Annotated in this window: 18 protein-coding genes; 11 read left to right on the plus strand and 7 right to left on the minus strand. The window is 65.3% G+C overall.

The window, feature by feature from the left end:
* Window positions 1-2: 2 nt before the first annotated feature.
* From AOA14_RS17835 to AOA14_RS17845, 3 genes are read right to left on the minus strand one after another with little or no spacing between them, the layout of a single operon-like run.
* Entirely contained in the window at window positions 3-2,174 is a 2,172-nt protein-coding gene (locus tag AOA14_RS17835; protein ID WP_234179883.1) for an RNA degradosome polyphosphate kinase, read from the minus strand.
* Window positions 2,165-2,821 (minus strand): HdaA/DnaA family protein, encoded by a 657-nt coding sequence (locus AOA14_RS17840; protein WP_003047844.1) that lies wholly within the window; start codon window positions 2,819-2,821, stop codon window positions 2,165-2,167. Before AOA14_RS17840 ends, AOA14_RS17835 begins: the two co-directional genes overlap by 10 nt.
* Window positions 2,821-4,092 (minus strand): hypothetical protein, encoded by a 1,272-nt coding sequence (locus AOA14_RS17845; RefSeq protein ID WP_062902779.1) that lies wholly within the window; start codon window positions 4,090-4,092, stop codon window positions 2,821-2,823. The genes AOA14_RS17840 and AOA14_RS17845 overlap by 1 nt, the downstream gene beginning before the upstream one ends.
* A gap of 85 nt (window positions 4,093-4,177) precedes the next feature.
* Between AOA14_RS17845 and purM the strand changes: the two genes are divergently transcribed.
* The 4 genes from purM to AOA14_RS17865 all read left to right on the plus strand — a co-directional run bounded on the left by purM (window position 4,178) and on the right by AOA14_RS17865 (window position 8,520).
* Window positions 4,178-5,296 (plus strand): phosphoribosylformylglycinamidine cyclo-ligase, encoded by a 1,119-nt coding sequence (gene purM, locus AOA14_RS17850; protein WP_062902780.1) that lies wholly within the window; start codon window positions 4,178-4,180, stop codon window positions 5,294-5,296.
* A gap of 114 nt (window positions 5,297-5,410) precedes the next feature.
* Window positions 5,411-6,361: a phosphoribosylglycinamide formyltransferase gene (purN, locus tag AOA14_RS17855; protein WP_062902781.1), complete on the plus strand. Its 951-nt coding sequence runs from the start codon at window positions 5,411-5,413 to the stop codon at window positions 6,359-6,361.
* A 182-nt stretch (window positions 6,362-6,543) separates the two neighbouring features.
* On the plus strand, window positions 6,544-7,989 hold the full coding sequence (cls, locus tag AOA14_RS17860; protein WP_062902782.1) for a cardiolipin synthase: 1,446 nt from the start codon (window positions 6,544-6,546) through the stop codon (window positions 7,987-7,989).
* 102 nt (window positions 7,990-8,091) lie between these two features.
* Window positions 8,092-8,520, plus strand: a complete 429-nt coding sequence (locus tag AOA14_RS17865; protein ID WP_062902783.1) for a phage tail protein — start codon at window positions 8,092-8,094, stop codon at window positions 8,518-8,520.
* Window positions 8,521-8,573: 53 nt separating this feature from the next.
* On the opposite strand, the gene ndk is transcribed toward AOA14_RS17865, so the two are convergent.
* The 4 genes from ndk to AOA14_RS17885 all read right to left on the minus strand — a co-directional run bounded on the left by ndk (window position 8,574) and on the right by AOA14_RS17885 (window position 11,662).
* A complete protein-coding gene (gene ndk, locus AOA14_RS17870; RefSeq protein ID WP_003047863.1) occupies window positions 8,574-8,996 on the minus strand; it encodes a nucleoside-diphosphate kinase in 423 nt (140 codons plus the stop codon).
* 102 nt (window positions 8,997-9,098) lie between these two features.
* Window positions 9,099-9,635: a hypothetical protein gene (locus AOA14_RS17875; RefSeq protein ID WP_202988320.1), complete on the minus strand. Its 537-nt coding sequence runs from the start codon at window positions 9,633-9,635 to the stop codon at window positions 9,099-9,101.
* 116 nt (window positions 9,636-9,751) lie between these two features.
* Window positions 9,752-10,201: a DNA polymerase III subunit chi gene (locus AOA14_RS17880; protein WP_062902785.1), complete on the minus strand. Its 450-nt coding sequence runs from the start codon at window positions 10,199-10,201 to the stop codon at window positions 9,752-9,754.
* 15 nt (window positions 10,202-10,216) lie between these two features.
* Window positions 10,217-11,662: a leucyl aminopeptidase gene (locus tag AOA14_RS17885; protein ID WP_062902786.1), complete on the minus strand. Its 1,446-nt coding sequence runs from the start codon at window positions 11,660-11,662 to the stop codon at window positions 10,217-10,219.
* Between the two features lie 132 nt (window positions 11,663-11,794).
* Here AOA14_RS17885 and AOA14_RS17890 point away from each other — a divergent pair, with 132 nt between their 5' ends.
* The 7 genes from AOA14_RS17890 (at window position 11,795) to AOA14_RS17920 (ending at window position 19,930) form a co-directional block, all read left to right on the plus strand.
* Window positions 11,795-14,095, plus strand: a complete 2,301-nt coding sequence (locus AOA14_RS17890) for an LPS-assembly protein LptD (RefSeq protein WP_062902787.1) — start codon at window positions 11,795-11,797, stop codon at window positions 14,093-14,095.
* Between the two features lie 128 nt (window positions 14,096-14,223).
* A complete protein-coding gene (locus tag AOA14_RS17895; protein ID WP_062903251.1) occupies window positions 14,224-15,564 on the plus strand; it encodes a peptidylprolyl isomerase in 1,341 nt (446 codons plus the stop codon).
* Window positions 15,564-16,583 (plus strand): 4-hydroxythreonine-4-phosphate dehydrogenase PdxA, encoded by a 1,020-nt coding sequence (pdxA, locus tag AOA14_RS17900; protein WP_062902788.1) that lies wholly within the window; start codon window positions 15,564-15,566, stop codon window positions 16,581-16,583. Before AOA14_RS17895 ends, pdxA begins: the two co-directional genes overlap by 1 nt.
* A complete protein-coding gene (rsmA, locus tag AOA14_RS17905) occupies window positions 16,580-17,422 on the plus strand; it encodes a 16S rRNA (adenine(1518)-N(6)/adenine(1519)-N(6))-dimethyltransferase RsmA (RefSeq protein ID WP_238929689.1) in 843 nt (280 codons plus the stop codon). The genes pdxA and rsmA overlap by 4 nt, the downstream gene beginning before the upstream one ends.
* Before the next feature lie 106 nt (window positions 17,423-17,528).
* Entirely contained in the window at window positions 17,529-18,701 is a 1,173-nt protein-coding gene (locus tag AOA14_RS17910; RefSeq protein WP_062902789.1) for a saccharopine dehydrogenase family protein, read from the plus strand.
* Window positions 18,702-18,709: 8 nt separating this feature from the next.
* The gene (locus AOA14_RS17915) at window positions 18,710-19,510 is read left to right on the plus strand and encodes an acyl-CoA thioesterase (protein WP_062902790.1); all 801 of its coding nucleotides are present in this window, start codon (window positions 18,710-18,712) and stop codon (window positions 19,508-19,510) included.
* 45 nt (window positions 19,511-19,555) lie between these two features.
* Window positions 19,556-19,930 (plus strand): hypothetical protein, encoded by a 375-nt coding sequence (locus AOA14_RS17920; protein WP_202988322.1) that lies wholly within the window; start codon window positions 19,556-19,558, stop codon window positions 19,928-19,930.
* Window positions 19,931-19,932 lie beyond the last annotated feature (2 nt).

Consider the following 19,932-nt stretch of genomic DNA (forward strand, 5'->3'; position numbering starts at 1 on the left):
TGTCAGTCTTCGCGCATGTTGAAATCGAGGGTCGGAACATCCTGCCGCTTGTGCAGCGCGGTCCCGCGCCCCGAAAGCGAGGGGTTGTTCATGAAATAATGGTGCAGGTTAAACGGCTTGTCGCCCGGATCGACGCGCACATAGGTGCCGTCGGCCTGCAGCACCCAGCTTTGTTCATTGTCGATCAGATTGGCAACGAGCACCTGATCCAATATCTGGTCGTGGACGGTCGGGTTTTCGATCGGGATCATATATTCGACGCGGCGATCGAAGTTGCGCGGCATCCAGTCAGCGCTCGAGATATAAAGCTTGGCGCGCTGGTGCGGCAGGCGCGATCCGTTGGCGAAGGCCCAGATGCGGCTATGTTCGAGGAAACGGCCGACGACCGATTTGACGCGGATCGTCTCCGACAGGCCGGGAACGCCGGGACGCAGGCAACAGATGCCGCGCACGATCAACTCGATCGGCACCCCCGCCGCGCTCGCTTCGTAAAGCTTGTCGATGATGCCGGGATCGACAAGGCTGTTCATCTTCGCCCACAGCCCCGACGGCAATCCCGCCCGCGCCGCCGCAATCTCGGCATCGACAAGCTCGCAAAGATGCGCGCGCATGTTGAGCGGCGACATCGTCACCAGCTCGAGCCGCTCGGGCTCGACATAGCCGGTGATATAATTGAACAGTTGCGCCGCATCGCGCCCTGCGCGCGGATCGGCCGTGAAGAAGCTGAGGTCGGTATAGATGCGCGCGGTGATCGGGTGGTAATTGCCCGTACCGAAGTGGCAATAGGTCCGGTACCCCTGCCCCTCGCGGCGCACGACCATCGAGATTTTGGCGTGCGTCTTCCACTCGATGAAACCGTAGACGACCTGCACCCCGGCGCGTTCGAGCTGGTTCGCCCAGAGTAGATTCTGCTCCTCGTCGAAGCGCGCCTTGAGTTCGACAACCGCCGTCACCGACTTGCCCGCCTCGGCTGCCTCGATTAGCGCGCGGATGACGGGCGACTGGTTGCCGGCACGATAGAGCGTCTGCTTGATCGCGACGACATCTGGATCGGCGGCTGCCTGCCGGAGAAAGGACACGACGACGTCGAAGCTTTCATAGGGGTGATGGACGACGATGTCCTTGGACCGGATCGCCGCGAAACAATCGCCGCCATGTTCGCGGATGCGTTCCGGAAAACGCGGCGAATAGGCCGGGAATTTCAGGTCGGGGCGATCGACATCGACCAGCGCAGACAGCGCCGCGAGCCCTACGAAACCGCCGATCTTCGCCACGATCGCTTCATGCCCCTGAATATCGGCGTTGAGCACTGCGGCCAGTTCGGCCGGCATGTCGGCCTCGAGTTCGAGCAGGATCACCCGCCCGCGCCGGCGGCGGCGAATCGCGGTGCGGAACAGGCGCACCAGATCCTCGGCCTCTTCCTCGATTTCGATGTCGCTGTCGCGGATGATGCGGAACACGCCGATCGAGCGGCTCGTATAGCCGGGGAAAATCAGGTCGGCGAACAGTTCGACCAGATATTCGATCGGCACGAAGCTCGTCGCCTCGCCCGGTACCGGTACCAGTCGCGGCAGCGAAGCGGGGATCATCACCAGTTCGCGCACCGTGTCGCCCGTCGCCTGGCGCTGGAGATCGAAGATCACGCCAAGGCCGCGGTTGGGGATGAAGGGAAAGGGGTGCGCAGGATCGAGCACCTGCGGCGTCAGGATCGGGAATATCTGTTCGCTGAAATATTGGCGGAGCGAAGCGCGCAGTCGCTCGCGCTCCGACCCGGCGCCATGAACGATGACCCCTTGTTCGGCGAGCAGACCGTGCAGCTTCTGCCACTCGCTCTGCTGTTCGTCGACGAGCCGGTTCACCTCGGCCTCGATCTCGGCGAGCTGCTGCCCCGGCGAGCGGCCGTCGGCCGACGGATCGTCGATCCCCTGAAGCTGCTGCCCCTTCAGGCCGGCGACGCGGACCATGAAGAATTCGTCGAGATTGCTCCCCGAAATCGACAGGAAGCGCAGCCGCTCGAGCAAGGGATGCGCCGGATTGCGCGCCTCCTCCATCACCCGCCGGTTGAAGGCGAGCCACGACAGTTCGCGGTTGAAAAAGCGGTCGGGGTTCTTCTTGTCGAAGTCCGGAACCACCGGATCATTATCGGCGCGAAGGGGCTGACCGGTTATCGACATGTGCCTGTTTCCTGCCTTTCGAGCAAATCGGGATCGATGAGCCCCTGTGACAGTAATGTTTCACGCGTAAGACGAATGCTAATGGCGCGCCCTTTTTCGAGCGATGCCGCGTCGAGCGCCGCAACGACGCGGTGGATCATCGCATAGCTGCGCTCCATCCGCGGCACGACATAGGCGGCGACGTCGGGCGAAATCGCCATCCCGCGCTGGGCAAAAAGTGCGTCGATCAGGTCGCGTGCCAGGCAATCGTCGGGCTCGCCGATCGTCAGCACCGGCACTGCGCGCAACCGCGAAGCAAGGTCGGGAAGCGCGATCGCCCATTCGGACGGCGGCGCATCGGCAATGATGAGCAGAGGCGTTCCCGACGCCTGCGCCGCGTTCCAGGCGTGGAAAATCTCCTCTTCGGACACGCTGGCATGACCATCGATCACGCGCCCGCCCGATTCGCGTGCGAACAGCCGCCCCATCAGGCTGCGCCCCGATCCGCGCGGCCCGGTCAGCACCGCAGTGCGCACCGGCCAGGTCGCGACATGGCGCAGATAGCGCACCGCGTCGGCGTTGCTCGTCCCGACGATCAGCGGACCGTCATTGGCGCCGCCCGCGCTCCAGTCGAGCGGCAGCGCGATCTGTCCCGAACCACGAGGCATCAGCGACTGATCCTGAGCTGGCCGCCGCCTTCCTGCACCTTGAAACCGCGCGCCGCGAGCGCCGCCTTCAGTGCGCCGACGTCGCCGCGGAAGGTGACGCGCATCACCGACATGCCGCCGAGCGCGAGACTGCTCGTCGCGGCCGACTGGACTCCCGAAATGCCGCCCACGGCGCGTTCGGTCGCCGAAACCGATTCGACGTCGGGTGATGCATATTGGACCGTGAAGGTCTGCAGCCCCGCAGGCGCCGTCGTCGGCAGGCTGGTGTCGGTCTCGCCGGCCACCACAGTCTCGTCAGTCGCCACCTCTTCGGGCAGATCCTCCTTCTCGACCGGCTTTTCGAGCACGAGATAGGCGTCGGTGCGCAGCTGTCCGGCGGCGAGCGCCTGCGTGTAGAGCGCATCCATCCGTGCCACCGCCTTTTCCATCATGTCGGGAATCGCGGCGGCGTTGGGCGCGGTCATCGTGAAGGCGCCGATCAGGCGGTTGTCAGGACTGTAGCGCGCGGCGAAATGGCCCGTCACCGGTCCGCCGGGATAGCTGTATTCGACCCGCGCGATCGGAATCAGCACGTCGGCTGCGCCATATTGGTCGAGGATGACGCGCCACCAGACGCGGCCGCGCCGTCCGGTCTGCCCCGGATTGAGCAGCAGCGTGTCGGCGCCGGTGCCCGCGGTGCGGACATAGTCGATCGCGCTCTGCCCGGTATTATATTCGGCCCAGGCGCGCTGCCACGCGCTGCGCTGTTCGAATACCTGCTGAATGCCGTCGATCGAATAGACGGGAATCACCAGCAGCGGCGGCGAACGCAGGGTGCGGCCGCTGACGCCGAGGATCTGCCCGGCACGGACGCGGTCGAACTGGACGCCCAGCGTCGCGACATAGCGGCGCGGCCCGACCTGTTCCTTTTCCACCACGATCGCGGTGACGATGCCGTCGAGTACCGAATCGGACAGCGCCGGACCGTCGCTGCCGTTGGTCTTGCGATAGAGTTGCTGCCACCCCTTGCGCTGCGCCTCGCGCCATCCCTTTTCGCGCGCATCCTCCGGATTGTCGCCGGTGACGTCGATCGCGATGCCGCTCGCCAGAAAATCGCCGCTGCTGTTGATCGGCGTGATCCCGCGGTCGCCATGCGCGATCTGCCCCTGGACGACGCCGACGACAAGAATCAGCGTGAGGAAGCCGAGCAGGACGGCAAGCCGCCGGTCGCGGCCAAGAATTCCGCCAAGGTCGATGCGCGGAAGCGGGCGAAGGGATAGGGCGGAAATCATCTCTTCTCTGTTCTTTGCCCCGAAGTGCGGAGCCGGACAAGGAAATCATGGCATTTGTCGGCCGGAAGCGTTAGTCGCGCGGGCCATGGATTCCAAGCACAACCCGCCCGACGGCCAACCCGCCTCCTACACCTATGCGCAGGCCGGCGTCTCGATAGAGACCGGCAATGCGCTGGTCCGGGCCATCGCCCCGCTTGCCCGCGCAACACGCCGCCCCGGCGCCGATGCCGACCTCGGCGGCTTTGGCGGCTTTTTCGACCTGAAAGCGGCGGGGTTCAACGATCCGCTGCTCGTCGCCGCGAACGACGGCGTCGGCACCAAGCTCAAACTCGCGATCGACGCGGGCAAGCATAACGGCGTCGGCATCGACCTCGTTGCCATGTGCGCCAACGACCTGATCGTGCAGGGCGCCGAGCCGCTGTTCTTCCTCGACTATTATGCCACCGGCAAGCTCGACAATGCGATCGCGACCGAAGTGGTCGCCAGCATCGCGGAGGGCTGCAAGCAGGCGGGCTGCGCGCTGATCGGCGGCGAAACTGCCGAGATGCCGGGGATGTATTCGGACGGCGACTACGATCTTGCGGGCTTTTGCGTCGGCGCGGTCGAGCGCGACCAGGTACTCACCGCCGACAAGGTCGCGGCGGGCGACGTGATCCTCGGCCTCGCTTCGTCGGGGGTGCATTCGAACGGCTTTTCGCTCGTGCGCCGCCTCGCCGCCGACAAGGGCTGGAAGCTCGACCGCCCGGCGCTGTTCGATCAGACCGTCCTGCTGATCGACGCGCTGATGGCGCCGACGCGCATCTATGTGAAAAGCCTCCTGCCGCTCGTGAAGACCGGCAAGGTCCATGCGCTCGCGCACATCACCGGCGGCGGCCTGCTCGAAAATATCCCCCGCGTGCTGCCCAAAACGCTCCACGCGCATATCGATGCCGACGCCTGGGACCAGCCGCGGCTGATGGCGTTCCTGCAGGCGCAGGGCAATATCGAGCCCGAAGAAATGGCGCGCACTTTCAACTGCGGGATCGGCATGGCAGTCGTCGTCGCCGAACGCGACGTCGCGGCCGCGACCGAAACGCTCGAAGCAGCCGGCGAAACCGTCCACCGCATCGGCCACATCGCGGCGGGCGAAAAGGGCTGCACCGTGTCGGGCGGCGCGGAAACGTGGAGCGCGATGGGTGCGTGGAGCGCCACGCACCACGGCTGACGCACATTTCCGTTCGCCCTGAGCTTGTCGAAGGGCCGTCCTTCCCTTTGGACCTTGAAAGAGAAGAACAGTGCTTCGACAAGCTCAGCACGAACGGATTGAAAGGGTGGCGCCGTGATGAAAGCGAAAGTCGCGGTCCTCATCTCGGGCGCCGGGACAAATATGGCGGCGCTGCTCTATGCCGCAAAGGCCGCCGGCTGCCCTTATGAACTGGTGCTGGTCGCGAGCAACAACCCGGAAGCGCCGGGCCTCGCGCTCGCCGCTGCCGAAGGCATTGCGATCTGGGCGCAATCGCACAAGGAAATGTCGCGCGCCGCCTTCGACGCGCTGGTCGACGAACGGCTACGTGCCGCCGGCGCCGACTATGTCGCGCTTGCGGGCTATATGCGCATTCTCAGCGACGATTTCGTCGCCGGCTGGACCGACCGGATGCTCAACATCCATCCCAGTCTGTTGCCGCTCTACAAGGGGCTCGACACCCATCAGCGCGCGATCGACGCTGGCGACCGTTTCGGGGGGTGCAGCGTCCACATTGTCACGCCCGCACTCGACGATGGGCCGGTGCTGGCCCAGACCCCGGTCGCGATCGTGCCCGGCGACACCGCTGAAACATTGGCGGAACGCGTCCGTTTTGCCGAGCATCAGCTCTATCCCGCCGCGCTCGCCGCCTTCGTGACGCGCGAACGCGCACCCGACTGGCTGCTCGGCCGTGTCCGCACGCTGGCGATGGCGCTGCCCGAAGCCGACGAAGTGACGTCGCACGGCATGCCCTGTTTTGGCATCGTCAAGGGCAAGAAATTCGCCTATTTCACGCACGACCACCATGGCGACGGCAAGACCGCGCTGCTGGTCAAGATCAGCGGCGCCGACGAGCAGGCGCAGCTCATCGAACTCGACGAAGCGCGCTATTACCGCCCCGCCTATTTCGGCGACGGCTGGATCGGCATCCGCCTCGACCTCGGCGATACCGACTGGGATGCGATCGGCGACTGGCTCCGCAAGAGCTGGCTGGCGATCGCGCCTAAAAAGCTCGCGGGGCTGATGGGGGTGGCGGAGGAATTTTAGGCTCGGGCCGCAGTCAGCCAATTCGTCATCGCGAGCGGAGGGAAGCAACCCAGAGCAGATTACGCCCGCCCGGGATTGCCGCGTCGCTTCGCTCCTCGCAATGACGCCAAGGATTCCCCACCTTTCCCCTTCCCCAAAATTCGCACTGGCATTTTGCGCCAAAGCACGATGAACTGGCGGCGATGGAGTATGATTTCGCCCTGATCCTGTGGGCCGCGTACATCGCGGTCTTCATCGTCATCCTGGGCCGGATCATCCTGCGGCCGCAGCGCGAGCCCGCCTCACGGCTCGCGTGGTTGATCGCGACGATCGCGGTGCCGGTCGTCGGCATCCTCGCCTATCTGCTGCTCGGCGAGGCTCGGATCAGTGCTAAGCGCCGCGCGCGCTATGCCGCGATCGAGGCGCATCTGCCGCACCCCAGCGAGAAGGACGCCGTCCGCCGCGCGCTCGCCCGCAGCGCCTGGGCGGCGCCCTTCGTGCTCGCCGAAACGGTGAACGCGCTGCCGCCGACCGCGGGCAATCGCGCCCGTCTCGCCGCCGACAGCAACGCCGCGATCCGCGAGATGGTCGACGACATCGACAATGCGAAGTCGACCGTCCACCTCTGTTTCTATATCTGGCTCGCCGACAGTAACGGCTTCCGGATCAAGGACGCGCTGGTCCGCGCGGCCCGGCGCGGCGTGAAGGTCCGCGTCCTCGCCGACGCGCTGGGCTCGCGCGGTTTCATCCGGTCGGCCTATTGGATCGAGCTCGAAAATGCCGGGGTCGATGCGCGCATCGCGCTGCCGATCGGCGGGCTCATCTGGACGCTGATCCGCGGGCGCTTCGACCTGCGCAATCACCGCAAGCAACTCATCATCGACAATCGCATCGCCTGGTGCGGCAGCCAGAATCTCGCGGACCCCGAATTTCGCATCAAGTCGAAATATGCGCCATGGGTCGACATCATGACGCGCTGGGAAGGCCCGGTAGTGCGAGACTGCCAGTTTGTCTTTGCCGCCGACTGGGAAAGCGAGCGCGGCGACGACATCGGCGACCTTTTGCAGGACGATGCCGAGCCGCCTGCCGCCGCCGACCCGGGCATCGCGGCGCAGGTGATCGCGACCGGCCCCAATGTTCGTTATGCCGCGATGACCGCCTGTTTCACCGCGCTCATCCATTCGGCGCGGCACGAGCTGGTCGTCACCACCCCCTATTTCGTCCCCGACGAACAATTGCTCTTCGCGCTGCTCGACTGCGCGCGGCGCGGCGTCGCGACGGTGATGATCGTGCCGCACCGCAACGATAGCCGCGTCGTCGCGGGCGCGAGCCGCAGCTATTATGCCGACCTCGTCGACGCGGGGGTAAAGCTCTACGAATATCGTCCCGGCCTGCTCCACGCCAAGACGATGGTGGTCGACGGCGAAGTCGCACTGATCGGCTCCGCCAACCTCGATCGCCGCAGCTTCGAACTCAATTTCGAGAATAATATCCTGTTACGTGACAAGGCTTTCGCTACCGAACTTCGTACGCGGCAGGAAGTCTACCGCGCCGATTCGATACCCGTCGGCGCCGCCGATGTCGCATCCTTCGGCATCGTCCGGCGGCTGTGGCAAAACCTCGTCGCGACGGTCAGTCCGCTGCTCTAGCGCCAGCCGCTCCGCCACCGCCCGTTCCACCTGATTGCGGGCATGTTGACAGCGCTCCGCCCCTTCCCGAGAAGTGCGCTGCTAGATCTGGGGGATTTGACGATGGGCAAGGAATTCAATGCATTTTCGATCGTGGGCGTGGCGCTGCTGGCGACATCTGTGCCAGCCCATGCAGCGAGCGACCCTTTTATCGGCGAAGTAATGATGACAGCCGCGACCTTCTGTCCGCGCGGTTGGACCGAAGCCAATGGCCAACTCGTATCAATCAGCGAGAATATGGCGCTTTTTTCGTTGCTGGGAACGACTTATGGCGGGGATGGGAGCAAGACCTTTGCGCTCCCCGATCTGCGGGGACGCGCGCCGGTTCATGTAGGTAACGGCCGTGACGTACCGCCGCTGGTGCTCGGCCAAAAGGGCGGCAACAGCAGCGTCGCCCGCGACCCCGCGGCGTCGGGCGCAGTCAAAACGCAGCCGACACTAGCCATTCGCTACTGCGTCGCGATCCAAGGCATCTACCCGTCGCGCAACTGAAAAAGGCCGCCGGATCACTCCGGCGGCCTCTTTGGCCTTGCGGCTCGGCTGGTTCAGCCGACGATTTCTTCGGGCTTGAAGAAATAGGCGATTTCGATCGCCGCATTTTCGTCGCTGTCGCTGCCGTGCACCGTGTTCGCTTCGATGCTTTCGGCCAGCTCCTTGCGGATCGTGCCGGGGGCCGCATCCTTGGGGTTGGTAGCGCCCATCACGTCGCGGTTACGCTGCATCGCATTCTCGCCTTCGAGAACCTGGACGACGACCGGACCCGAGGTCATGAATTCGACGAGTTCGCCGAAGAAGGGGCGTTCCTTGTGGACCGCGTAAAAGCCCTCGGCCTGTTCCTTGGTCATGTGGATGCGCTTCGACGCGACGACGCGCAGGCCGGCGTCTTCCAGCATCTTGGTGACGGCGCCGGTGATGTTGCGGCGGGTCGCGTCGGGCTTGATGATCGAAAAGGTGCGGGTGACCGCCATTGGGAAAGCTCCTGCTTTATATCTTGTCGGAATGGGCGCGCCTCTAGCCGCGCTTTCGCCGCTCCGCAAGCAAAGAGCGCGGGGGCCTTTCCCGGCGCCGGATCAGCCGCCGTGGCCGTAGGTGATCGACCCGTTGACCATGTCGCCCGCCTGCGTCGCCGTGACCTGCACGCCCGACTTGCTGTCGCCAGGCCGTTCGGCGCCGAACATAGCGGTTTCGCCGGCCTTGACCTCGGTCGTGATCTTCATGCCCGCGGCCTCGGCCTGCTTGCGGAAATGCGCGATCACGTCAGCGGCCTGGCCCTTGACCTCAAAGCTCGCCATGCCGCCAGCGCCATCCTTGTTCGTCGCGGTGAAGCCGCCCGTAACCTTTGCACCCGGATAGGGCGAGAAACCGGCGGGGAATTTCGCATTGCCCGCGCCGCCGCCGAACTGCATCTTGCCATCCTCGGTCTTGATGCTGATCGTGCCATTTTCGCCGCTGGTGTCGGACGTCACCTTATAGTCGGCGGTCTTTCCGGTTTCGGGGTCGGTGTAAGTGCCGCTGGCGACTTCCTTTTCAGATTTCGACCCGCACGCCGAAAGCGTTATCGCCAGCGCGATCGCGGTGCCAAGCGTCAATGTCCTGAGTGTCGCCATAATCTACCTCCTGCTGCCCCGAATCTCTCGGCTGCTGTCCCTAGGGTGCGACCCGATTGCCGTCGGTGATCCCCCTCACAGAAGACGATCTGCCCCGGCTCGGCCAGCCTATCGCGTCACGGCCCTTCGGACCAGCGTCCGCGTTCATCCTGTTTCCAGAAGTGAATTTCTACGCCCTCGGCCGTGGTCAGCGCGCGCCAGGTCGCGCGCGCATCGTCGATGCGGCTGTTGTCGAACAACAGGAATGCGCGCTGGAACGCCAGCGCCTCTTCGCGCCATTCGCCATCGGCGAGCGCGACATGGGTGGCGCCGTTGATCGCCGGGGCGCTGAGCGTGCCCGCGAGCAGGATCGGCTCGATCGCCTCGTCCGGCGATCCCGCCGCGCCGTGCGGCAGGAAACTTGCCGGTTGCAGCGTCCACAGCGCCTCGTCAATCGCCTGCCGCTGCAACGCCGCGGCGGCGACGACGAGCAACCGGTTGCCGCCTTGCAATATGCGCGTGGCGATCGCGGGGAGCACCCGTTCGACCGGGTCGCGGGTCAGCCGATAGAAGTCGACGCGCGCCATGCTCCCCGAACCGGATCAGCCTTCGTGATTGTCGGCGATATAGCGGTCGAGCAGGCGGACGCCATAGCCCGTCGCGCCCTTCGCCCACACCGGGCCGTCCTTGTCACTCCAGGCCGTGCCGGCGATGTCGAGGTGCGCCCAGGCGACTCCGTCCTCGACGAAGCGCTTGAGGAACTGCGCCGCGGTGATCGAACCGCCTTCGCGCGGGCCGATATTCTTCATGTCGGCGATGGGACTATCGATCAGCTTGTCATAGGCCGGCGACAGCGGAAAGCGCCACAGCTTGTTGTTCGTCGCCTCACCCGCTGCGATCAGTTTTTCAGAAAGCCCGTCGTCATTGGCGAAAATGCCCGCATATTCGTGGCCGAGCGAGATCACCATCGCGCCGGTCAGCGTCGCCAGATCGACGATGACCTTGGGCTCATAGACCTTCTGCGCCCAGGTGATCGCGTCGCACAGCACCAGCCGCCCTTCGGCGTCGGTATTGAGCACCTCGACCGTCTGGCCCGACATGGTGGTGACGATGTCGCCGGGGCGCTGCGCATTGCCGTCGGGCATATTTTCGACAAGGCCGACGATGCCGACGACATTCGCCTTGGCCTTGCGGCCCGCGATCGCTTTCATCGCGCCCGCGACGGCGCCCGCGCCGCCCATGTCCCACTTCATCATGTCCATGCCCGGGCCGGGCTTCAGGCTGATCCCGCCGGTATCGAAGGTCACGCCCTTGCCGATGAATACGACCGGCTTGTCGTCGGCATTGCCGCCGTTCCAGCGCATCGCGAGCAGCCGCGGCGGCCGCACCGACCCTTGCGCGACGCCAAGCAGCGCGCCCATGCCGAGCGCCTTCATCTGCCGTTCGTCGAGCACCTCGATCTCGACGCCAAGGTCGGCCAGATGCTGGCAGCGCTCGACGAAGCTTTCGGGATAGAGGATGTTCGGCGGCTCGGCGACCAGCGTCTGGGTCAGCGCCACGCCGTCGGCAACCGCCGAATAGCTGCCCCAGCGCGCCGAAATATCGCCCGCGGGCGACGCGATCACGATGGTTTTCAGGCTGGGCTTGGCGGTGTCGGAAAGGCGGGTGCGATAGGTGTCGATGCGCCAATCGCGCAGCTTCGCACCCATCGCGAAGGCGAGCACATCATCCTCGTCGATCTGGCCCGCGCTCGCAAAATCGACGTGCAGCACCGCCACGCCGCTCGTCTGCAGCCGCGCGGTCAGCGCGCCGCCGCCGCGCTCGAGATCATGGACCGTCCCTTCGCCGATGCCCACCAGCAGCAGCCGCGTGGCCCGGTCGCCATCGAAAGCGGCGGTTTCGGCCACCGAACCCGCGGCGCCGTCGAACCGCGCCTGCTTCGCCAGCGCGCCGAGCAACGCGCCGAGGGCGCCAGCCTCGCCCTTGCGGACCGGAAAAGCGACAACGTCGGCAGACGCATCGATTTGCGCGACAAACTGAATGTCCATCTTTTAACTCTCTTATGCGATGATTGATTGGAACGTGCCGGACCGATAGGGGTTTCGCTCGCGAGTTGCAAAACTAAAGCAGCCAGCCCGCAAAGGGTGGACGCAAGATAAGGTGTGGGACAAAGAAATTAAATGAGTCGGACTTTGTTCCCCCACGCGGCGCGCGCGCGGCCCCTTTGGGTCGCCACCGCAAGCGGCATGCTGCTTGTCGCCGTGCCCGCCGCGGCACAGACCGACACGCCCGCGTCGGCTCCGGCCGCGCAGCCCGACCTCCAGAATCGCGACGTTTCGGCCGTCACGGTCGATGCACCGAAGCCCGGTGACGAAGAACAGATCGGCTTTGCCGCCGACAATCTGAATTACGACAGCGATGCCGACATCGTCGTTGCCGACGGCAATGTCGAAATGAACCGCGACACCATCTCGATGCGCGCCGACAAGGTGACGTGGAACCGCAAGACCGGCGAAGTGGTCGCCGAGGGCGATGTCGCGATCAAGAATCCCGAAGGCGACACCGCCTATGGCGACCGCATCGTGCTGACCGACACGCTGCGCGACGGCATCGTCCAAAATATGCTCGTCGTGTTCGATAATGGCGCGCGGCTCGCCGCGGTGAAGGGTAGGCGCTTCGACAACGGCAATATCGAGCTGGAAAACGCCGCCTACACCCCCTGCCCAGTCGAAGATGACGCGGGCTGCCCCAAGAACCCGAGCTGGCAGATCCGCGCCGTCCGCGTCGTTTACGACCAGGCGAAGAACAAGATCCGCTACAAGGGCGCGCGCGTCGAAGTCTTCGGCCTGCCGCTCATCCCGCTGCCGGGGCTCAGCCACCCCGCCAACAATGATGCGGGCAGCGGTATCCTCGTCCCCGACGTCCGCCTCGGCCGCACCAACGGGTTCGAAATTGCCCTTCCCTATTATCTGCGCCTCGCCCCCGACCGCGACCTGACGATCACACCGCACGTCTACACCAATACAGCGCCGATGATCGAAGGCGAGTTCCGCGCTCTCACCGATATCGGCGCTTTCCGAATCAACGGCTACGCGACCTACAGCTCGGTGGTGCCGCTGACCGGAACCGGCACCGCCGCCGATCAGCGCAACGATTTTCGCGGCTATCTGGAAAGCGCAGGCAAGTTCCAGTTCGATCCCAAGTGGAGCCTGACCTATTCGGGCCGGATCACCACCGACCGCACCTTCATGCGCCGCTACGATATCAGCCGCGACGACAGGTTGCGATCGATGTTCGAGCTCGAGCGGATCGGTGGGCAGAGCTATTTGTCGATCGCCGGCTGGGCGACGCAGACCCTGCGCGCGGGCGACAGCCAGGGACAGCAACCGATCGCGCTTCCGATCATCGACTATCGCCAACGCCTGCCCGATCCGTGGCTGGGCGGACAGTTTGAGCTTCAGCTCAACACGCTGTCGATCGCCCGCACCGCGGGACAGGATACGCAGCGCGCCTTCGCCGGCGCGCGCTGGGATCTGCGCGGGCTGACCGGGCTCGGCCAGGAAGTGACGCTGACCGCACTGGTGCGCGGCGATGTCTATCACAGTGACGAAAATCTGCTGACGCCGATCGCCGACTATCGCGGCAAGTCGGGCTGGCAGGCCCGCGGCATCGCCGCCATCGCCGCCGACATGCGCTGGCCCTTCATCGGCGAATTCCTCGGCGGCACCCAGACGCTGACCCCGCGGGTGCAGATCGTCGCGACGCCGCCGCTCAAGAATGTCGATATTCCGAACGAGGATTCGCGCGCCTTCGATCTTGAGGACGGCAATCTTTTCGCGATCAATCGCTTCAACGGCTACGACCGGTTCGAGGACGGCGCGCGCATCACCTATGGCGTCGAATGGAATTTCAGCCGCCCCGGCTTCAATATCAGCAGCGTCATCGGGCAAAGCTATCGCCTGTCGGACAAGCCGACGCTGTTCCCCGACGGGACGGGGCTCACCGACCGGCTCTCCGACATCGTCGGGCGGACGACCGTCGCCTACAAGGATTTCCTGCGCCTCACCCACCGCTTCCGGCTCGACAAGGATAATCTGGCGATCCGCCGCAACGAATTCGACGCGACGATCGGCAGCCGCTCGACCTATGCCGTGCTCGGCTATTCGCGCCTCAACCGCGACATCACCCTGCTCGGCGAAGATTTGCAGGATCGCGAAGAAGCGCGCGTCGGCGGCCGTGTGGCGGTCGCGAAAAACTGGTCGATCTTCGGCTCGGCGATCGTCGATCTGACCAGCAAGGCCGACGATCCGCTCAGCACATCGGACGGCTTCGACCCGATTCGCCACCGGCTCGGCGTCGCCTATGACGACGACTGCCTGTCGATCGCCTTCACCTGGCGCCGCGATTACATCGACACCGGCGACGCGCGGCGCGGCAACAGCTTCTCTTTCCGCGTCGCGTTCCGCAACCTCGGTTTCTGATCGCTCAGCCTGCGTTCAGCGTTTTCCTGCTATCTCCCGGCTTCAAAGGTCCGGATGGCGGATTGCGCTGGACCATCGGGCGCCTCGGCTGATACGGAGCGTCGCATTCTTACTCGAATAGGATGGCAATGACCAAAATTTCGACCATGTTCGGACTGATTGCCGCTGCGGCCGTGGGGTCCGTCCCGGTGTCGGCCCAGACCGTAGCCGACAGCGAAACCCCTGCGACCAACCTCGCCATTCCCGGCAATGTCCAGCTTTACGGCGACGGCAAGCCCAACGTCTATCGCCCCTCGGCGATCGTCAACGGCGAAGTCATCACCGCGACCGACATCGAGCAGCGCATGGCGCTGATCCGCATTGCTAACAACAATATGGAATTGCCCGCCGAGGAAATTCAGCGGCTGCGCCAGCAGGTGTTCAGCAACCTGATCGACGAAAAGCTCCAGATTCAGGAAGCCCGCGCGGCAAAGATCGACATCGACGAAAATGTCATCAACGAACAATTTGCCCGGCTGGCGGCGCGTTTCAAGCAGACGCCCGACGAATTCAGCAAATATCTCGCGTCCAAGGGGTCTTCGGCCGCCGCGGTAAAGCAGCAAATCCGCGGCGAATTCGCTTGGGACCGCCTTCTGTCGCGCAATATCCAGTCGACGACCAATGTGTCGACCGACGAGGTGGAAGCGGTGGTCAAGCGGCTGCAGGAGGCCAAGGGGCAGGACGAACTGCACCTCGGCGAAATCTATCTCGCGACGACGCCCGAAAATGCCGCCGCCGTGATGGCGAATGCGCAAAAGATCATTCAGGCGCTTCAGGCCGGCGGCAGCTTCGCTGCCTATGCACGCCAATTCTCCGAAGCCTCGACCGCGGTCGTTGGCGGCGATCTCGGCTGGGTCCGCCCCGCGACCCTTCCGCCGTCGATGGCGCAGGCGGCGCTCAGCATGCAGCCCGGCCAGCTCGTCGGCCCGGTCGAAGTCCCGGGCGGGATATCGATCCTGCTGATGATCGACCGGCGCCAGGTTCTGACGGCCGACCCGCGCGACGCGGTGCTCAGCCTCAAGCAGGTGTCGCTCGATTTCGCCCCCGGCACGACCGAAGCAAAGGCGAGCGAGCTCGCCAGCCAGTTCGCCGACGCGACGCGCAGCATCGCCGGTTGCGGCGCGGCCGACGATATCGCCGCCAAGCTCGGCGCGAATGTCGTGTCGCGCGACAATATCTCGATGCGCGCACTGCCACCGCAGCTGCAGAACACGCTGACCAACATGCAGATCGGCCAAGTCACTCAGCCGTTCGGCGCCGCCAATGAAGGGGTCAGCGTCTTGGTCCTTTGCGGCCGCGACCTGCCTGAATCGGCGACCGCTCCCGACGTTCAGGCGATCGAGCAGAAGCTGCTCGAGGACAAGGTCAACAAGCGCGCGCAACGCTATCTGCGCGACCTGCGCCGGGATGCGGTGATCGAATATAATTGATGACGGCTATGATTAAACGACGCCCGATCGCGGTCACCATGGGCGACCCGGCGGGCGTCGGTCCCGAAGTTGCGGCCCGCGCCTGGGCCGAACGCCACAAGCATGACCTTCCCCCCTTCGTCACCGTCGGCGACGCTGCGGTGATCGAAGCCGTCTGGGACGGCCCGATCGTTCGCGTCAACGACATGGAGGAGGCCGGACGGCTGTTCGACACGGCGCTGCCCGTCTGGCATCTCGAGGACAGCGGCCCCCTCACCCCCGGCGAACCGACTGCGGCCGGCGCGACTTGCGCCCTGCATGCGCTGGAAACCGGCATCGGCCTCACCCGCAACGGCGCCGCCGCGGCGCTGGTGACGGGTCCGGTGTCGAAACATGCGCTGCAAAGCATCGGCTATACCCATCCGGGGCAGACCGAATTCATCGCCGAACGCTGCGGCGTTACCGCGACCAATGCGGTGATGATGCTCGCCGGCCCCGGCCTGCGCGTCGTACCGCTGACCGTCCATATCCCGCTCGCCGAGGTGCCCGAACGCCTGACCGCCGAGCTTATCGTTGCCAAGGCGCGCATCGTCGTTCGCGGCCTGATCCGCGACTTCGGTATCGCCCAGCCGCGCCTCGCGATGGCCGGGCTCAACCCCCATGCCGGCGAAAGCGGCCGACTCGGCGACGAGGAAATCCGCATCATCGCCCCCGCGATCGAGCAGCTTGCCGCCGAGGGGATCGTCGTCGACGGCCCGCTCGCCGCCGATGCGCTGTTCGCGCCCGGCATCCGCGACCGCTATGACGCTCTGCTCTGCGGCTATCACGATCAGGCGCTGGCGCCGTTCAAGGCGCTGCATTTCCACGACGGCGTCAACCTGACGCTCGGGCTGCCGATCATCCGTACCTCGCCCGATCATGGCACCGCCTTCAACATCGCGGGTTCGGGAACCGCCGATCCCGGACCGACGATCGCCGCGATCGCAATGGCCGCGCGGATGGCCGGGGCGCGGGCGCGCGGCTGCGCCGCCGCCGCGTGACGACGCAGCCCAATCGTCCGCTGCCGCCGCTGCGCGATGTCGTGCGCGCGCACGGCCTCTCGGCCAGCAAGGCGCTTGGGCAGAATTTCCTTTTCGACGAACAATTGCTCGATCGCGTCGCGGCGATCCCCGGCAATCTCGACGGCGCGACGGTGTTCGAGGTCGGTCCCGGACCGGGCGGGCTGACGCGCGCGCTGCTGCGCGCCGGGGCGCGGGTGATCGCGGTCGAACGCGACGAACGCTGCCTGCCGCTGCTCGCCGACCTTGCCGATGCCTTCGACGGCCGGTTGACCGTCGTGTCAGACGACGCGATGGCGGTCGATGCGAACGCGCTGGCGGGCGGCCCCTATCATATCGTCGCCAACCTTCCCTATAATGTCGGTACCGCACTGTTCACGCGCTGGCTCGAACCCGCTGCCTGGCCGCCGCAATGGCTGTCGCTGACGCTGATGTTCCAGCTCGAGGTCGCCGAACGCATCGTCGCCCCCGTCGGCAACTCGGCTTACGGGCGGCTCGCGGTGCTGGCGCAGTGGCGCGCCCAGGCGAAGCTCGCGATGAGGGTCCACCGCTCGGCGTTCACCCCGCCGCCCAAGGTGATGTCGGCGATCGTCCATGTCACCCCGGGAGACGAACCGCCAGGCGTGTCGCCTGCGGTGCTGTCGAAGCTCACCGAAAAGGGGTTCGGACAGCGCCGCAAGATGCTGCGCCAGAGCCTCAAGGGGGTTCCCGGCGCGATCGAGGCGCTGGACGCGCTCGGTATCGATCCGACCCGGCGCGCTGAGACGGTCAGCGTCGCCGAATGGGTGGCGCTTGCACGGTCGCTGACGCCCGCCGCCTGACGCTGGTGGATTGAGGCCCGCGGACCCGGCGCGACGCGACGCCCCTTGGCACCGCCGCCCATCTGCGCTAGCCTCTAGTTAACGTTTACGTAAATGGGAGGGTGCCGTGGCAGAGGCCCGCGAATTCGACATCATCGTCTATGGTGCGACCGGCTTTACCGGCCGCCTCGTCGCCGAATATTTCGTGCAGCATTATGGCGGCCGCAAGGACGCGCCCAAATGGGCGATGGCGGGACGCAGTCTCGACAAGCTTGCCGAGGTGCGCGACCTGATCGGCGCGCCGGCCGACACGCCGCTCGTCGTCGCCGACGCCAGCGAGCCCGCCAGCCTCGACATGATGGCGCATCGCACGCGCGTCGTGCTGACCACCGTCGGCCCCTATCAGCTTTATGGCAGCGACCTCGTCAACGCCTGCGCCAAGGCCGGAACCGCCTATGCCGATCTGTGCGGCGAGCCCGGCTGGATGCGCGAGATGATCGACGCGCATCAGGATCAGGCGCAGGCATCGGGCGCGCGCATAACCTTTTCGTGCGGTTTCGATTCGATCCCCTTCGACCTCGGCGTGCTGTTTCTCCAGGCCGAGGCGGTGAAGCGCCACGGCAAACCCGCGCCGCGCGTCAAGGGCCGCGTACGCAAGATGCAGGGCGGCGCCTCGGGCGGCACCATCGCCAGCCTGACCGAAACACTGAAAGCCGTCGCCAAGAAGCCGTCGCTCGCGCTGTTGCTCAAATCCTCCTTCGCGCTGACCCCGGGGTTCGAAGGTCCGCACCAGCCGTCGGGACTGATCCCCGAATATGATCATGCGACCGGCACCTGGACCGCGCCCTTCGTGATGGCGCCGATCAACACCAAAAATGTCCACCGCACCAATTTCCTGCTCGGCCACCCATGGGGGTCCGACCTTGTCTATGACGAGATGGTGATGACGACGATCGGCGAGGCCGGAAAGGCGATGGCCGAAGCGATGGCGAAGGCGAACCCCTTCGGCGAATCCAAGCTCAAACCCGGCGAGGGACCGAGCAAGGAAGAGCGCGAAAACGGCTTCTACGACATCCTCTTCGTTGGCGAATATCCCGACGGCACCGCGATCCGCGCCAGCGTCCAGGGCGACCGCGACCCCGGCTATGGATCGACGTCGAAGATGCTCGCCGAAACCGGCATGACGCTGCTCGAAACCGATGGCGCGGGCGGCGTGTGGACCCCCGGCGCGCTGCTTGGTCAGGCGCTGATCGACCGGCTGACCGCCCATGCCGGACTGACCTTCCAGATCGAGGATTGAGTTTACCGATGACAAGCTCCCCCAGCGCGCTCGACGCGCTGCTATCCACCCTGCGCGTCGACGGCAATGTCGCGACGGCGCATATCGACGACGGCTGGATGCAGGGCCGCACGGCCTATGGCGGGATCAGCTCGGCGGTCGCGCTCGCCGGCACGATGGCGCTCCACCCGACCGAGGCGCCGCTTCGCTATGCGCAGATCAGCTTCGTCGGGCCGGTCAGCGGCGATTGCACCGTGCATACGCGCGTGCTGCGCCAATCGAAATCGAGCCTGTTCATCGACGCTGGCGTCACCAGCGATGCAGGCTTCGGCACCGCCGCGGTCTTCGCCTTCTCGCCCGACCGGCAAAGCCATCTCGATCACGACCGGCTCGCCATACCCGACGCGCCCGCCCCCGAAACGCTTCAGCCGGTGCCCGAGCACAAGGCGCGGCCCAGCTTCACCCGCCATTTCGACATGCGCCCGACGACCGGCCCGCGCTTCAACTGGAAAAGCGATGTCGGCGAATATCTGACCTGGGTGCGCTTTGTCGAAGAGCCCGCCTGTCATCCGGCGGTCGCGCTGCTCGCGATGGGCGATGCGCTGCCCCCCGCGGCGATGGCGCTGTTCACCGAATTCGGTCCGATCAGCTCGATGAACTGGACGGTCAACATGCTCACCGCAAAGCCCGAGACCGACGACGGCTGGTGGCTGCTCTCAGCCAAGACCGGCTTCGCCCGCAACGGGCTGTCGGTGCAGGACATGATGCTGTGGAACCGCGCCGGCGAACCGGTGCTGCACGGCAGCCAGGCGATTGCGATTTACGCCTGATAACGACCCCATCGCGGACTTAGGTGACCGAAGCCAAAAAAACAGATGGCTGGCCTGACTCAACTGGAACGCACTGCATTGCAGGCAATTTTTGCAGAAGCTGGTAATCTCGCAAGAGGTCTTGATCGTCTGCTCGATGCTGAGGTGTTGTCACGCGAAAACACCGGCGGAGGTTTCTTCACAACCCTAGCTGCACCGATTGCCCCTCGCCGGGAAAGTCTTCATTTAGGAGAGCATGTTTGGGTCGCGGTTGAAGGGCTGGATTTTGGGCTTGGCATCATCCTTCACCTTCACGAACAGCGGCTACCGTTCATTGAGGGTTACGCGGTTGCGCTGGAAGACACATTGCAGGTGAACTTCGCTGAGGTCCGATTTGCGATGGTCAGCGAACCCGGCGCGATGCCGGCGGACTTCGGCTAACC

Source organism: Sphingopyxis terrae subsp. terrae NBRC 15098, assembly GCF_001610975.1.
Lineage (GTDB): Bacteria > Pseudomonadota > Alphaproteobacteria > Sphingomonadales > Sphingomonadaceae > Sphingopyxis > Sphingopyxis terrae_A.